We start from the raw sequence: 15338 nt of genomic DNA, 5'->3' as shown, positions 1-15338 counted from the left end.
GGATCGCCTTAGGCGACAAGGTTCACCAGTCGATCAGGCACCACGATCACCTTCTTCACGTCTGCTCCGTCCAGGGCACGCTGCACCTTGTCGGAAGCGAGGGCAAGGCGCTCGAGTTCTTCCTTCGGTGTGCCCTTGGCAACGATCAGGGTGTCGCGCAGCTTCCCCTTGACCTGCACGGCCACGGTCACTTCGTCATCGACGAGCAGCGCAGGATCGACCGCGGGCCATTCGGCATCGGCGATCAGGCCGTCGCCGAACGCGGCCCAGACGTCCTCGGCGAGATGCGGCATCATCGGCGCAACCAGCATCAGCAGCGCGCGAATGCCCGCCGAGCGGCTGGCTGAGGGCGCAGCCTTCTCGATCGCGCCGGTCAGTTCGTAGATCCGCGCCACGGCCTTGTTGAAGCCGAGCGATTCGATGTCCGAGGCCACGGCGTGGACGGTCTGGTGGACCTTGCGGTCGAGCGCCTTGTCCTCGCCCGACTGAGACGCGTCGAACTGGCCGAACAGGCGCCACAACCGCTGCACAAAGCGGGCACAACCTTCGATGCCGGCTTCCGACCAGGGCAGGTCGCGCTCCGGCGGGCTGTCCGACAGCATGAACCAGCGGATCGCGTCGGCGCCGTACTTGGCGACGATCTCGTCGGGGTCCACGACGTTCTTCTTGGACTTGGACATCTTGATCACGCGGCCGACCTCGACCGGCGCGCCATCGGCCTTCAGCGTTGCGCCCTCGCTGGTGCGATCGATTTCGGAGGGCGAGAAGAAGATCGGCTGGCCGTTCTCGGGGTTCTTGCGCTCGTAGGTCTCGTGCGTGACCATCCCTTGCGTGAACAGGCTGGCGAAGGGCTCGGTCACTTCGACCTTGCCGATGCGGGCCAGCGCGCGCGTCCAGAAGCGGGCATAAAGCAGGTGCAGGATCGCATGCTCGATGCCGCCGATGTACTGCTCTACCGGCAGCCAGCGCTTGATCTCTTCGGGATCGAACGGGCGATCGACGGGCTGGCTGGCAAAGCGCAGGAAATACCACGACGAATCGACGAATGTATCGAGCGTGTCGGTCTCGCGCCGCGCGGCATGGCCGCATTGCGGACAATCGACGTGCTTCCACATGGGATGGCGGTCGAGCGGGTTGCCGGGCACGTCGAAGGTCACGTCCTCGGGCAGCGTAACGGGCAGGTGCTTCTTGGGCACCGGCACCACGCCGCAGACTTCGCAGTGGATGAACGGAATCGGCGTGCCCCAATAGCGCTGGCGGGAAACGCCCCAGTCGCGCAGGCGCCACACCGTCTTGCCCTCGCCCCAGCCTTCGCCTTCGGCACGCGCGATGATCGCCGCCTTGGCGTCGGCCACGGCCATGCCGTTCAGGAAATCGGAGTTCACCAGCACGCCATCGCCCGCTTCGGCCTCGCCCGCGAAGGGCTTGTCCGCATCGGCAGGATCGGCGGCGACCACGCGCAGGATCGGCAGGCCGTACTTGGTGGCGAAGTCGAAGTCGCGCTGGTCATGCCCCGGCACGGCCATGATCGCGCCGGTGCCGTATTCCATCAGCACGAAGTTGGCGATGTAGACCGGCAGGTACTTGCCCGTCAGCGGGTGGCGCGCGCCGATGCCGGTGTCGAAACCGAGCTTCTCGGCCGTTTCCAGCTCGGCCGCGGTGGTGCCGCCCTTCTTGCAAAGCGCGATGAAGTTCGCCGCCTCGCAATTCACCGAAGCCACGCCCTGCGCGATCGGGTGATCGGCGGCGACCGCCACGAAGCTCGCGCCGAAGATGGTGTCGGGGCGCGTGGTATAGACTTCGACGGTCTCGCCGTTCGACAGGTCGAAGCGGAACTGCAGGCCCTGGCTCTTGCCGATCCAGTTTTCCTGCATCGTGCGGACCTTTTCTGGCCACTTGTCTAGGCCCGAGAGGCCTTCGAGCAGTTCGTCGGCAAAGTCGGTGATCTTGAGGAACCACTGGTTGAGCTTGCGCTTTTCGACCAGCGCGCCAGAGCGCCAGCCGCGCCCGTCGATCACCTGCTCGTTGGCGAGCACGGTCATGTCGACCGGGTCCCAGTTGACCGTCGATTCCTTGCGATAGACGAGGCCTGCCGCATAGAGGTCGAGGAACAGCGCCTGTTCGTGGCCGTAGTATTCCGGCTCGCAGGTGGCGATCTCGCGGCTCCAGTCGAGCGCGAACCCGAGGCGCTTCAGCTGCGCCTTCATGTTGGCGATGTTGTCGCGGGTCCAGCCGCCGGGGTGGACGCCCTTTTCCATGGCGGCGTTTTCGGCCGGCATGCCAAATGCGTCCCAGCCCATCGGGTGCAGCACTTCGTGGCCCTGCATGCGCTTGTAGCGCGCGAGCACGTCGCCCATCGTGTAGTTGCGGACATGGCCGATGTGGATGCGCCCCGAAGGATAGGGGAACATCTCCAGCACATAGCTGCGGGGCTTGGTGCTCGAATCATCGGCGCGGAAGGACTGGGCATCATCCCAGGCCTTCTGCCAGCGGAGATCGGCGACGGACGGATCGAAACGCTCTGCGGTCATGGAGCGCTCCTCTATTGACCGCGAGGCGCAGGCGCAACCGTTGCCGAGGGGGTCTTATCCCCTGCCGGTTAGCCCTTGATCGTCTGGCGGCGCAGGTCGCGCGCCTTGGTCAGGATGATGTCTTCCAGCTTCTGCACGGTCGCGGCCTGCACCGGGGCATCGACCCAGTTGCCCGCCTGCGAAACCTGGCGGCTGGCGGCGACGCGGATGGCATCGGCGCGCAGGTCCTGGTCGAGGATCGAGACGGTCACCTTCACGCGCTCGCCCGGGTTCTGCGGGTTGGCGTACCAGTCGGTGACGATCACGCCGCCGTTGCTGTCGGTCTGCACCAGCGGCATGAACGAGAGCGTTTCAAGGCTGGCGCGCCACAGGTAGGCGTTGACGCCGATCGTGGTGACCTTGCTGGCGGCGAGGTCCGCCTTCGGACGTTCCTTGTGGCCGCAGGCCGACAGCACCAGCGCAAGCGCGCCCACGGCGATGAACTTCGTGGTCTTGGCTGTCATGGCGCTCATCGTCACGTCGATCCTGTCCTTGCGGCGGCGGATCAAGCCCCGCGCGCCCACTGTGCCGCATGGGTTGCGGCGAAATTGCTTTGCGGCCTCTATCACCCCCGCGCGGCGCGCGGCAAGCGCATTGACGCGCGCCGCTTTCTAGCGCCTGCGGGCCGTGAATGCCTGCTGAACGCTGCGCGTCCCGGTCAGTTCGTCTCGCGCGCCAGCCGCTCGGCGAGTTCGGCGATTTCGGGCGGATCGAGCAGCCAGGTACGCGTCTTGCGCCCTTCGCGATGCACCGGCACCGTCAGCAGCACGCGCGCGTTCTCCTTGGCGTGCGGCTTGTAGAGCGAGAAGTGCAGCGCGCATTCGCGGATTGTGCCGATGATGGGCGTGCGCCCCTCCAGGTCGATCATCGTCGCGGGCTGGTCCCAAGGGATGGACTCGGTCGACATCAGACGTCCAGATTCGCCACGTTCAGCGCATTTTCCTGAATGAAGTCGCGGCGCGGTTCTACCACGTCGCCCATCAGGCGCGTCAGGATCTCGTCGGTGACGTCGGCGTCCTCGATCTTGACCTGCAGCAGCGAGCGGTTGTTGGGATCGAGCGTGGTTTCCCACAGTTGTTCCGCGTTCATTTCGCCCAGCCCCTTGTAGCGCTGGATCGACAGGCCCTTGCGCCCGCCTGCGAAGACGGCATCGACCAGCTGCGAGGGGCGGGCGATGTCGCCGTCCTTGGCGGCGGCGCGCGGGGCCGACAGCGCGGCGTCCTCGGGTTCGCCTTCGCCCGATTGCGGCGCATCGACCGGCTCGGCCTCGGCCTGCGCGACCAGGCGCACCAGCCGTGCGCTCTGGGCATAGACCTCGGCGTTCTCGGCGGCGAGCCTTGCCAGCTTGCGGGCCTCGGCACTCGTCAGGAACCCGGCCTCGATCACGTGGTGATCGGTAACCCCACGCCACAGGCGCTGGATGTGATAGCCGCCCTCCTCGCCAAGCGCGGCGGTCCACTTCGCCTCGGGATCGCCCCGGTCGAGCCATTGCGCGGTGCGATCCAGTGCGGCGGTGCGCGTCGCCGCGTCGAGATCGGGATCGAGCGCGCCCGCCAGCGCCAGCGCCTCGATGATGTCGGAATTATAGCGGCGCGGCACGAAGGCCATCAGGTTGCGCATCCGCAGCGCGTGTTCGACGAGGTCTTCGAGATCCCGTCCGCTGCGCGCGCCGCTCGCCGATTCGAGCATCCGTCCGGCAATGCCTGCTTCGACGAGGTAGCGGTCGAGCGCGGCGTTGTCCTTGAGGTACACTTCGCTGCGGCCCTTGGCGACTTTGTACAGCGGCGGCTGGGCGATGAAGAGGTGCCCGTTCTTGATCAGCTCGGGCAGCTGGCGATGGAAGAACGTCAGCAGCAGCGTGCGGATGTGTGCGCCGTCGACGTCGGCGTCGGTCATGATGACGATCTTGTGGTAGCGCAGCTTGTCGAGGTTGAACTCGTCGCGGATGCCGGTACCCATCGCCTGGATCAACGTGCCCACTTCCTTCGAGCCGATGATCCGGTCGAAGCGCGCGCGCTCGACGTTGAGGATCTTGCCCTTGAGCGGCAGGATCGCCTGATAGTGGCGGTCACGTCCTTGCTTGGCGCTGCCGCCTGCCGAATCACCCTCGACCAGGAACAGTTCGCACTTGCTGGGATCGCGTTCCTGACAGTCGGCCAATTTGCCGGGCAGGCTGGCAATGTCCATCGCGCCCTTGCGCCGGGTCAGTTCACGTGCGCGTTTGGCGGCTTCGCGGGCGGCGGCGGCGTCGATCACCTTCTGGATCACCGACTTGGCATAGGCGGGGTTTTCCTCCAGCCACTCGGTCATCTTGTCGCTCATCAGGCTTTCGAGCGGCTGGCGTACTTCCGAGCTGACCAGCTTGTCCTTGGTCTGTGACGAGAACTTGGGGTCGGGCAGCTTGACCGAGACGATCGCGGTCAGGCCTTCGCGCATGTCTTCGCCGGTCAGGCTGACCTTTTCCTTCTTCAGCATCCCCGACTTTTCGGCATAGCCGTTGAGGGTGCGGGTCAGCGCGGCGCGGAACGCGGCGAGGTGGGTGCCGCCGTCACGCTGCGGGATGTTGTTGGTGAAGCACAGGACATTTTCGTAGTAGCTGTCGTTCCATTCCAGCGCCACGTCGATGCCGATGCCGTCACGCTGCGCCGAAATGGCGATGGGATCGGGCAGCAGCGCCACCTTGTTGCGATCAAGGTACTTCACGAAGGCCGCGATGCCGCCTTCGTAATAGAGATCATGTTCCTTGACCTCCTCGCCGCGCTTGTCGCGCAGCAGGATGCGCACGCCCGAATTGAGGAACGCCAGTTCGCGATAGCGGTGCTCGAGCTTGTCGAAATCGTAGACGGTGACGTTCTTGAACGTCTCGTCGGACGCGAGGAAGGTCACGCGTGTGCCCTTCTTGCCTTGTGGCGCGGGCCCTCGGACGACGAGCGGGGCGACGGCATCGCCGTGCGCGAACTTCATCCAGTGCTCCTCGCCGTCGCGCCAGATCGTCAGCTCCAGCCATTCGGACAGTGCGTTGACCACCGAGACGCCCACGCCGTGCAGACCGCCCGAGACCTTGTAGGCGTTGTCGTCGCTGGTGTTCTCGAACTTACCGCCAGCGTGAAGCTGGGTCATGATGACCTCGGCCGCCGAGACGCCTTCTTCGGCGTGGATGCCGGTGGGGATGCCGCGGCCGTTGTCCTCGACCGAGACCGAGCCGTCGGGGTTGAGTTCAATGAGCACCAGGTCGCAATGCCCGGCCAGTGCCTCGTCGATGGCGTTGTCGGACACTTCGAACACCATGTGGTGCAGGCCCGAGCCATCGTCGGTGTCGCCGATGTACATGCCAGGACGCTTTCGGACGGCGTCGAGGCCTTTCAGAACCTTGATGGAGTCCGCGCCATAAGCGTTGGCATTGGGGATGTTTTCGTTGGTACTGGCCATGGATCGCACATAGGCATTCGCAACCGAAATCCCAAGCAAATCCGGCCTGTTTTGCACAGGGCGCGGCACTTATCGCGCGCCCTGTCGGTGGTGCGCGATAAGAACCCCTTTCTCTCAGGCTGAAAAGGTGGTGGAAAGACGCATTCGAAACCAGTTCAACGGGGGAATGCCTTGATCCGCAAACTCATTTCCGCCGGTGCGGGAGCCGCCGTGGCGCTCGCCGCCGCCGCGCCCGCGCTCGCCATTCCGCCGCCGCTGCCCGGCGTCGATACCGGCGAGCAGGCGTTTCGCGCCACGTACAAGGAACTGGTGGAGACCAACACCACGCTATCGTCGGGCAGTTGCACGCTCGCGGCCGAGCGCATGGCGGCGCGGCTCAAGGCGGCGGGCTTCGCCGACAGCCAGCTGACGCTGTTCGCCACGCCTGAACATCCCAAGGATGGTGGTCTCGTCGCCATCTATCCCGGCAGTTCCCGCAAGCTGAAGCCGATGCTGCTGCTGGCACACCTCGACGTGGTCGAGGCGCGGCGCGAGGACTGGACCCGCGATCCCTTCACGCTGATCGAGGAAGATGGCTACTTCTACGGACGCGGCACTGTCGACGACAAGGCGCAGGCCGCGATCTGGACCGACATGCTCGTCCGTTTCGCCCGCGAAGGCTACAAGCCCAAGCGCACGATCAAACTGGCCCTGACCTGCGGCGAGGAGACTTCGGGCGCGTTCAACGGCGCCGAATGGCTGGCCAAGAACCGCCGCGAGCTGATCGACGCGGCCTTCGCGCTCAACGAAGGCGGTGGCGGGCGCACGAACGGCACGCCCATTTCGAAGGGCGGCAAGCTGGAGGGCGTGTCGCTGCAGGTGGGCGAAAAGGCCTACCAGGACTTCACCCTGACCGCGACCAACCCCGGCGGCCACAGCTCGCAGCCGGTGCGCGAAAACGCTATCTACGAGCTGTCCGAAGGGCTGCTAAAGATCCGCGACTACCAGTTCCCGGTCGAGTTCAACGACACCACGCGCGCTTTCTTCACGCGCATGGGCACGCTGCGCGGCGATGCCGTGGGCAAGGCGATGATCGCCATTGCGGCCAACCCGGGCGACACGGCTGCGCTGGCGGTGGTGCAGCGCGACAAGATGCTCAATTCGATGCTGCATACCGCTTGTGTCGCCACGCTGGTGGATGCAGGCCATGCGCTCAACGCCTTGCCGCAGCGCGCGACGGCGAACGTCAATTGCCGCATGTTCCCCGGTCGTACAGCCGATGAAACGCAGGCCGCGCTGGCCAAGGCGATCGGAAACCCTGCGATCGCTATCGAACAACGCGTGAAGGACAAGCCGATCGCCAAGTCGCCGCCGCTCGATCCCGCCATCGTCGCCCCGGTCGAGAAGATCGCGGCGAAGTACTGGCCGGGCATTCCGGTGATCCCGACGATGATGACCGGTGCGACCGATGGCGTCTACACCGGCGCGGCAGGCATCCCGACCTACGGCGTGCCGGGCGTCTGGCTCGATCCCGACGGCAATGGCCTGCATGGCCTCAACGAGCGCGTCGAAGTGCGCTCTCTGATGACGGGCCGTGCCTACCTGACCGAACTGGTCAAGGCGCTGGCGCAATAGCGATCGATGAGCGGACGTAGGCTGTGGATAGCTTGCGTCCGCTCCGGCGCACTGCTCTTGACGATCGTATCGCAAGGGTGTTCCTTCCCTTCATGCGTCATGAAGCGGTCACGCAAGCTCGCCAATTCGTCCCTGTCAGGAGGACCGTGGCGATGCGTGAAGGCCGAACCGGGGCATGCTTCATAAGGCGCTGATCGAGCGGGCGGCTGCGGCTAGGCCCCACAGCGGCGATGCCGCCGCGCTCGCGTTTTCGGGTCATTCCAGTCGCCATCTGCACGATTGCCCGGCACTGGTGCTGAACGCCGATTATACCCCGCTCAGCTACTATCCGCTCAGCCTCTGGCCCTGGCAGACCGCGATCAAGGCGGTGTTCCTCGAACGCGTGGACATCATCGCCACCTACGATCAGGCGGTACACAGCCCTTCGCTCGACATGAAGATCCCTTCGGTGATCGCGCTGCGGCAGTACGTGCGGCCGAACGAGTTTCCTGCCTTCACCCGCTTCAACCTGTTTCTGCGCGACAAGTTCGCCTGCCAGTATTGCGGCAGCGGCGAGCACCTGACCTTCGATCATGTGATTCCGCGCCGCCTGGGCGGGCGCACCACGTGGGAGAACGTCGCCGCGGCTTGCGCGCCCTGCAACTTGCGCAAGGGCGGCCGCACCCCGGCACAGGCGGGGATGCGCCTGTTTGAGGAGCCGATCCGCCCGACCACCTGGCAGTTGCAGGAGCGGGGCCGAGCCTTTCCGCCGGGCCACCTGCACGAAAGCTGGCGCGACTGGCTCTATTGGGATGTCGAGTTGGAGAGCTGACTTTCGCGCGCCAGCAAGGCCGCGCCCTTCAGGAACAGCGCCAGCGCGACCAGCGAGATTGCCGCCGAGATCAGCAGCGGCATCGCCGGGATCTGGGCGATCGCATGCGGCCCGCTGAACCGGGCGAGTGCCTGCGTGTAGAGGACCGGGCCGACGATCGCCGCGATCGAGCCGATCGACTGCACCGCGCCTTGCAGTTCGCCCTGGCTGCGCGCATCGATGGCGCGGCTGTTCAGCCCGGCGATCGAGGGTTGAACGAAGCCTTGCAGCGATCCGACCATGATGGCCACCCACACCTGCCAGTGCGGAACCGCCAGCGCATAGAGCACGGCTGCGCCGCACAGCCCGCCGATGCCAAGCATCACGGCGCGCCGCTCGCCGATCCGTGGCAGCAGCACGCGCAGGCCCAGCCCCTGTACCAGCGCGCTGGAAAAGCCGACCAGCGCCAGCCCGAGGCCGACCTGCTGCGTGGTGAAGCCATAGGCGGCGATCGCGAAGTAGGACCAGGTGGACGGATAGACGATATGCGCCAGCTGCCACACGCCCAGCGCACCCACGAACCACAGCACCGCGCCGCTCTGCTTGCGCAGGGCCTTCAACGAGGCGAGCGCATTGGCCTGCCGCCAGTCGAACGGACGGCGGCGCTCAGGCGGTAGCGATTCGCGCAAGGTGAAGAATCCGAAGGTGAAATTGGCCAGCGCCATCACTCCGGCGAACAGGAACGGCAGGCGCGGGCTGATCGCGCCGAGCAGACCGCCCAGTGCGGGGCCGACGACGAAGCCGATGCCGAACGCCATCCCCATCAGTCCGAAGCTTGCCGCGCGTTTTTCGGGCGGGGTCACGTCGGCGATATAGGCATAGGCCGCCGAAAAGCTCGCGCCCGTGATCCCGGCGATGATCCGCCCCAGCACCAGCCAACTCATCGATGGCGCGGCGGCCTGGATCAGATAGTCGATGGCGAGCGCCAGGATAGAGGCGAGCAGCACGGGCCGCCGTCCGAAACGGTCCGACAGGTTGCCGATGATCGGTGCGAACACGAACTGCATCGCGGCATAGCCCGCGCCCAGCCAGCCCGCGTATTCGGCGGCGGTGGCAATGGGTACGCGCGCCAGATGCATGATCAGCCCCGGCAGGACCGGAATGACGATGCCGAAGCCGAGCATGTCGATCAGCACGATGGCGAAAACGAAGCCGATCGAGGCGCGGTGCTGCACGTGTACCGTCTTTCCGGTTGTTGGGATCACCCCCGCCTTTAGAGGACGAAGTCGCTTGCCGCCAAGGGTGTCGTGCCGGTGAGCGCCAGCATGAAGTCGGCGCGCCCGTCGCCGTTCTGGTCTCCATAGATATACGTGCTGGTCGCGCTGTAGGCGCAGCGCAGCTCGCCGATCGCGGCATCGCCGGTGTTGAACGCGGCGGTGCCGATGAAGGCGAAAGCCTGATCCCCGCCGTGGCCTGCGCGCGTATCGCCATCGACGGCGGAAAGGTCGATGCGATCACCCTTGGTGAAATCGAGGATGCGGTCGCAGCCCGACGTCGTCTTCGCTCCGAAATCGCCGTCATCGAACACGAAGCGATCATTGCCTGCGCCGCCGGTGAACAGGTCGCGCGCGGACCCGCCGGTCAGCACGTCTGCCCCGTCGCCGCCCGAAAGGCGATCCGCGCCCGCACCGCCCAGCAACTGGTCGCGTCCTGCGCCGCCGGTCAGGCGATCGTCGCCGCTGCCGCCGAAGATCTGGTCGGAGCCGTTGCCCCCGGTCACGATGTCGGCGCCATCGCCCGCTTCCACCCAAGAAAGGTTGGCGCTGCGCCCCTTCAGCACGATGCTGTCGCCTGCGCTGCTGCCGGTCACGAACCAGTTGTCTGCGCTGGCGGCCGCAAAGACGTGGGTCACGGGATCCAGCGTCGCCTTGGACAGATGGAGCGCGAAGCTCTCGGTTTCGGTGCTGTCGGCTAGAACCGAGGCCTTGCGGACCAGTCCCGTGCCGTCGGTCACGGTGAGCGCGACGGCAAGGTCGACCGCGCCGTCGGAGCGGCCCAGGATCGCGTTGCGCAGGTCAAGGCCCGCCGAATCGGTCCCGGCCGCAGCGCCGTCGATGGTCCATGTGAAATCGAACAGTCTGGCGCTGGGCGTGCTCACGCTCAGCCGGGTCAGCGAGGTCTGCGCCTGCGGTGTCACGAGGTTGGCGGTCGAAAGGTAGAAGCGGTCGATGAAGGCTTCCTTTTCGGGCGCGCTGAACGGCGTGTCGAGATAGAGCATCTTCGACGTCTCGGTCGCTCGCCACACCCCGGTCGCGCGGTAGTAGCCGCCTTCGTAGACGCCCACCGTGCCCAGTTCGTCGCTATAGCCGATCCAGTCCTTCCACGGCACGTCATCGGGCGAAGCGTGGGTCGAGACGTGGGCGCTGTGGTCCAGCACCGACAGCGGGTAGTTTTCGGCGATGGCGGTATCAATGTATTCGTCCTGGAGTCCGGCGAAGCTGTGCCCGATCTCGTGCAGCGCGACCTCGAACGACAGCGGATTGCCCGCGGTCGCCCAAGCCACCGATCCGCCCGCGCCGCCGTACTTGTCCGAATTGATCAGCACGATCACCAGGTCGCGGGCATCGCCGGTCAGGTCCGACAGCGCCTGGTAGACCTTGCCCGTGTCGCCATAGACGAGGCGCCCGTCCGAAAGGTACGCCTTCGATCCGAACGCGGTGTCGCGCGTTTCGGTATCGGTGCTGTAGCCCGACTGGTTCGACGCGACGAATACCGCGCTGGCGTTCATCAACGACGCATACGTGGCGAAGGGATCGTTGAGCCGGGCATTGCCCTTCGACAGCATGTAGTCGGTGAAGGTCTTCGCATCGGCGAGGAACTTTTCGCGTTCGTCGGCGGTGTAGCCTTCGGCCACGATCACGATGTCGATGCGGTCGGCGCTCTGGCCGCTCGAACGGATGCTGGTCAGGTCCACGGCGCGCAACTCCCCTCCGCCCTCGTTATGCCTGCAGGTTTGCAGACCCCGGGGCCGCGGGCAAGCGCCGGTGGATCAGCGGCGCGCGAGCGCGTCCTCGCTTTCCTGCATCAGCCGTTCGACGATGGCCACCACCGGCTCTTCCTGGGAGACCATGCCCACAGACTGCCCGGCCATGACCGAGCCGCTTTCGACATCGCCGTCGATCACAGCGCGGCGCAGCGCGCCCGCCCAGAAATGCTCGATCTCGAGCTGCGCCGCGCCCATGTCGATGCGGCCCTCGTCGAGTGCCAGCGCGACTTCGCGCTGCTTGGCGGTGAACTCTTCGGTGCCCTTGTTCTTCAGCGCGCGCACCGGGATGACGGGCAGGCGCGGGTCGACCTGCACCGAAGCGATGGCGTCGCGCGCATTGGCGCGGAAGAAGGCCTGCTTGAATGCCGGGTGTGCGATCGATTCGCTGGCGCAGGCAAAGCGCGTTCCCAGCTGCACCCCGCTCGCGCCCATTTCCAGATAGCTGGCGATGGCCTCGCCCCGGCCGATGCCACCGGCCACGAACACTATGTGATCCGCCGCCAGCGCGGGCAGGAATTCCTGCGCCAGCACCGAGGTCGAGACCGGGCCGATGTGGCCGCCTGCCTCGCTGCCCTCGATCACCAGCGCGTCCGCGCCAGAACGGAACAGCTTCCGGGCGAGCGCGATGGTGGGGGCAAAGACGATGACCTTGGCGCCGAACGCCTTGATTGCCTCGATGCTGCCCTTGGGCGGGATGCCGCCCGCCAGCACTACGTGGCCGACCTTGTGCCGCGCGCAGACTTCGATCAGGTCGAACAGCGCGGGATGCATGGTGATCAGGTTCACGCCGAACGGCTTGTCGGTCAGCGCCTTGGTGCCCGCGATTTCCTTGTCGAGCAGTTCGGGAGTCATTGCCCCGCAGGCGATCACGCCGAAGCAGCCGGCGTTGCTGATCGCGGCGACCAGGTTGCGCTCCGAAACCCAGCTCATCGCGCCGCACAGGATCGCGTGTTCCACGCCAAGGAACTGTGCGCCGCGCGCCATGAGAGCCGACGTCTTGGGAGTGCTGGTCATCGCGTGTGGGAACCCGTCCATTGAAACTTGGGGTGCGCCCTTAGGGCCGCAATGGGGCAGCGGCAAGGCAATAGCGCGCTCGCGCATACGCAAAGGCCTTCCCCCATGTTGATGGGAGAAGGCCTTTCGCAGTCAGCGGCAAGGAGCCGAAATCAGGCGGCGTCGAGGCCATAGGCTGTGTGCAGCACGCGCACCGCAAGCTCCACCTCGTCGGCGTCGATAAGCACCGAGACCTTGATCTCGCTGGTGCTGATGGCCTGGATGTTGATGCCGCGATCGGCGAGGCTCTTGAACATCGTGCTGGCGACGCCCGCGTGGCTGCGCATCCCAACACCCACGACCGAGACCTTGGCCACCTTGCTGTCGGAGATCAGGCGGTAGTAGCCGATCTGCTCCTTGCGCTCTTCCAGCAGTGCCTGCGTGCGGGCCAGGTCGGCCTGGGGGCAGGTGAAGGTGACATCCGTCTCGCCCTTGTCCTTGGCGATGTTCTGGATGATCATGTCGACGTTGATGTTGGCCTCGGCCAGCGGCTCGAAGATCGAGGCGACCGCGCCCGGGCGATCCGCGATGCGGGTAAGGGTGATCTTCGCTTCGTTCTTGTCGGCAGCGATGCCGGTGATCAGCTGGCGTTCCATATCCAATCCTTCGAGTTCCTCGTCGGAAACAATCATCGTGCCGGGGATGGTATCGGCGGCAGGCGCATCGTCGTCGATGAACGAGGACAGCACCTGCACCCGCACCTTTTCCTTCATGGCGAGGCTGACCGAGCGGGTCTGCAGCACCTTCGAGCCGACCGACGCCAGCTCGAGCATTTCCTCGTAGGTCACGTTCTTGAGCTTGCGCGCCTTGGCGACGATGCGCGGGTCGGTGGTATAGACCCCGTCGACGTCGGTGTAGATGTCGCAGCGATCGGCCTTGATCGCCGCAGCCACCGCCACGGCCGACGTGTCCGAACCGCCACGGCCGAGCGTGGTGATGCGGTTGTCGGCGGTCAGGCCCTGGAAGCCGGGGATCACCGCGATCTCGCCCGCGGCCATGCTGGCCAGCAGTTCGGGCGAATCGATGGCTTCGATGCGCGCCTTGGAGTGCGCGTCGTCGGTGCGGACCGGCAGCTGCCAGCCCAGCCACGACCGCGCCTTGCAGTCCAGCGCCTGCAGGTGCATCGCCAGCAGGCCCGAGGTGATCTGCTCGCCTGCCGCCACGACCACATCGTATTCGGCAGGGTCGTACAGCGCGCTGGCTTCGCGGCAGAAGTTCACCAGGCGATCGGTCTCGCCGGCCATGGCCGAGACGACCACCGCCACTTCATGTCCTGCGGCCTGCTGGCGCTGCACGATCCGCGCGACACGACGGATGCGCTCGGTGCCGGCCATCGAGGTGCCGCCGAATTTCATCACGATCCGGGCCACGTCATGCTCCCAAAGGTAGGCAAGAATCTTTCGCGCATGGCCGGTGGACCACGCGAGAGCGGCGCTTTAGGGATGGGTCATGCGCAATGCAACCACGATCCGCCCCGAAGAAGCCTCGCACTTTGGCAAGCTTGCCGCCGACTGGTGGGACCCGAAAGGCTCCTCGGCGATGCTTCACAAGCTCAACCCGGTGCGCCTCGCGTTCATCCGCGAAGCGATCGACACGCACTTCGCCGCCGACTCACGCGTGATGCGCCCGCTGACGGGCAGGCGCGCGCTGGATGTGGGCTGCGGAGCAGGCCTGCTCGCCGAACCGCTCGCGCGGATGGGCGCCGAGGTGACGGCGGTGGACGCGGCTGCGGAAAACATCGCCGTCGCGCGCGACCATGCCATCAGGGGTGGGCTGTCCATCGACTACCGCCATGGCGAGGTAGGGGCGCTTGGTCTTGCGGGGTACGATCTTGTCACCTCGATGGAGGTGATCGAGCACGTCGCCGACAAGCAGGCATTCCTCAGCGCGCTCGCAGGCGCGCTCGCGCACGAGGGGCTGATGGTTCTTTCCACGCCAAACCGGACCACGGCCTCCAGGTTGCTGCTGGTCGAAGGCGCGGAGCGGCTGGGCATGGTCCCGCGTGGCACGCACCATTGGGAGGATTTCGTCACGCCGATCGAGCTGCACGACCTGCTGGCCGCCGCCGGGCTGCGCATGGGCAACCCGATGGGGATCGCCTGGAGCGCGAGCCGCGGATTGCATCTCAGCGACGACGTGTCGCTCAACTACATCGTTACAGCGCGTAAGGACTGAACCGATGGCTGAACGTTTCGAGCGTCACAAGCAGGCCTGGACTGCCGACGAGATCAGCAAGCTTCATACGCTTGCCAAGAAAGGCATGGCGCTCAAGGCGATCGCCAAGGCGCTGACCCGCAGCGAGGAATCGGTGAAGGTGCGCGCCAAGGCCGATGGCCTGTCGATCGCCAAGCTGCGCTGAGCCACTTGCGACAGCATACCGGCCGAGGGATTCTCGGTGGTTGGAGTCCGTGCAGGGCATTCCAACACCGGATTCCGCCGGGGAATCGCGAAATCCGGCCTGTTCTGAGTGCCTTGGGCGCTCGCCTGCGGCGCCAAGCCCAGCAATTCCGGGGGTTTCAAAGCGAATTGCAATAATTTTGCAAAAACCGTTTGACCGACTCAAGAGCCCTCCATATATGCCCCTTCACCGGCAGGGACGCAGCTTCAACGGCTTGTTTCAGTTGGTCGCCACATAGGACGGACGCCATTGTTCTCCCGATCGGAAGGTTGGGGGAGGGTTGTCCGCCTTCATTTGTCGCTTGCAGCGGTGGTTGAGTGGTTCTTTGACATTGTAGGAAAAGATGAAGGGACATGTGGGCGACGGCGCCTGCTCCTGGGGCTTCAGGGCTCGGGGTGGCAGTTAGATAGTCGTCACGTTTGCATGTCCTAACGTAAC

12 protein-coding genes are annotated in these 15338 nt (G+C 65.7%); 4 read left to right on the top strand and 8 right to left on the bottom strand.

The features are described from left to right. Window positions 1-8 precede the first annotated feature (8 nt). From leuS to gyrB, 4 genes are all read right to left on the bottom strand, one after another. Complete coding sequence (gene leuS, locus K3A84_RS13555) at window positions 9-2531, bottom strand: leucine--tRNA ligase (RefSeq protein WP_225009891.1); 2523 nt, start codon at window positions 2529-2531, stop codon at window positions 9-11. Between the two features lie 68 nt (window positions 2532-2599). Beyond that, complete coding sequence (locus tag K3A84_RS13550; RefSeq protein WP_225010167.1) at window positions 2600-3034, bottom strand: DUF3576 domain-containing protein; 435 nt, start codon at window positions 3032-3034, stop codon at window positions 2600-2602. A 194-nt stretch (window positions 3035-3228) separates the two neighbouring features. Then, entirely contained in the window at window positions 3229-3477 is a 249-nt protein-coding gene (locus K3A84_RS13545; protein WP_225009890.1) for a hypothetical protein, read from the bottom strand. Next, window positions 3477-5999, bottom strand: a complete 2523-nt coding sequence (gene gyrB / locus K3A84_RS13540) for a DNA topoisomerase (ATP-hydrolyzing) subunit B (protein WP_225009889.1) — start codon at window positions 5997-5999, stop codon at window positions 3477-3479. Before gyrB ends, K3A84_RS13545 begins: the two co-directional genes overlap by 1 nt. Before the next feature lie 171 nt (window positions 6000-6170). Between gyrB and K3A84_RS13535 the strand changes: the two genes are divergently transcribed. Continuing rightward, window positions 6171-7613, top strand: coding sequence for a M20/M25/M40 family metallo-hydrolase (locus K3A84_RS13535; protein ID WP_225009888.1), 1443 nt, complete (start codon window positions 6171-6173; stop codon window positions 7611-7613). A 175-nt stretch (window positions 7614-7788) separates the two neighbouring features. Then, window positions 7789-8424, top strand: coding sequence for an HNH endonuclease (locus tag K3A84_RS13530; protein ID WP_225009887.1), 636 nt, complete (start codon window positions 7789-7791; stop codon window positions 8422-8424). Here the strand turns inward: K3A84_RS13530 and K3A84_RS13525 are convergent. The 4 genes from K3A84_RS13525 to K3A84_RS13510 form a co-directional block, all read right to left on the bottom strand. Continuing rightward, window positions 8397-9638, bottom strand: a complete 1242-nt coding sequence (locus K3A84_RS13525; RefSeq protein ID WP_225009886.1) for a TCR/Tet family MFS transporter — start codon at window positions 9636-9638, stop codon at window positions 8397-8399. The two genes, K3A84_RS13530 and K3A84_RS13525, sit on opposite strands and share 28 nt — an antisense overlap. 38 nt (window positions 9639-9676) lie before the next feature. Beyond that, window positions 9677-11377 carry a M64 family metallopeptidase gene (locus tag K3A84_RS13520; protein ID WP_225009885.1) on the bottom strand — a complete coding sequence of 567 codons (1701 nt, stop codon included), beginning with the start codon at window positions 11375-11377 and terminating at the stop codon, window positions 9677-9679. A gap of 75 nt (window positions 11378-11452) precedes the next feature. Beyond that, entirely contained in the window at window positions 11453-12463 is a 1011-nt protein-coding gene (locus K3A84_RS13515; RefSeq protein WP_225009884.1) for an NAD(P)H-dependent flavin oxidoreductase, read from the bottom strand. Window positions 12464-12615: 152 nt separating this feature from the next. After that, the gene (locus K3A84_RS13510; RefSeq protein WP_404823162.1) at window positions 12616-13872 is read right to left on the bottom strand and encodes an aspartate kinase; all 1257 of its coding nucleotides are present in this window, start codon (window positions 13870-13872) and stop codon (window positions 12616-12618) included. Between the two features lie 79 nt (window positions 13873-13951). Here K3A84_RS13510 and ubiG point away from each other — a divergent pair, with 79 nt between their 5' ends. Together ubiG and K3A84_RS13500 are read left to right on the top strand one after the other, a co-directional pair. Further along, a complete protein-coding gene (gene ubiG / locus K3A84_RS13505; protein WP_225009883.1) occupies window positions 13952-14677 on the top strand; it encodes a bifunctional 2-polyprenyl-6-hydroxyphenol methylase/3-demethylubiquinol 3-O-methyltransferase UbiG in 726 nt (241 codons plus the stop codon). A gap of 4 nt (window positions 14678-14681) precedes the next feature. Further along, window positions 14682-14861 carry a hypothetical protein gene (locus K3A84_RS13500; protein ID WP_225009882.1) on the top strand — a complete coding sequence of 60 codons (180 nt, stop codon included), beginning with the start codon at window positions 14682-14684 and terminating at the stop codon, window positions 14859-14861. The last annotated feature ends 477 nt before the right edge of the window (window positions 14862-15338 follow it).

Source organism: Novosphingobium percolationis (genome assembly GCF_020179425.1).
Classification (GTDB): Bacteria; Pseudomonadota; Alphaproteobacteria; order Sphingomonadales; family Sphingomonadaceae; genus Novosphingobium; species Novosphingobium percolationis.
This window is presented reverse-complemented; position numbering and strand designations above follow the sequence as displayed.

Coding starts and splice junctions, on each gene's coding strand:
- ubiG (WP_225009883.1), top strand. CDS start 13,952: ATGCGCAATGCAACCACGATCCGCCCCGAAGAAGCCTCGCACTTTGGC.
- K3A84_RS13550 (WP_225010167.1), bottom strand. CDS start 3,034: ATGACAGCCAAGACCACGAAGTTCATCGCCGTGGGCGCGCTTGCGCTG.
- leuS (WP_225009891.1), bottom strand. CDS start 2,531: ATGACCGCAGAGCGTTTCGATCCGTCCGTCGCCGATCTCCGCTGGCAG.
- gyrB (WP_225009889.1), bottom strand. CDS start 5,999: ATGGCCAGTACCAACGAAAACATCCCCAATGCCAACGCTTATGGCGCG.
- K3A84_RS13500 (WP_225009882.1), top strand. CDS start 14,682: ATGGCTGAACGTTTCGAGCGTCACAAGCAGGCCTGGACTGCCGACGAG.
- K3A84_RS13530 (WP_225009887.1), top strand. CDS start 7,789: ATGCTTCATAAGGCGCTGATCGAGCGGGCGGCTGCGGCTAGGCCCCAC.
- K3A84_RS13515 (WP_225009884.1), bottom strand. CDS start 12,463: ATGACCAGCACTCCCAAGACGTCGGCTCTCATGGCGCGCGGCGCACAG.
- K3A84_RS13545 (WP_225009890.1), bottom strand. CDS start 3,477: ATGTCGACCGAGTCCATCCCTTGGGACCAGCCCGCGACGATGATCGAC.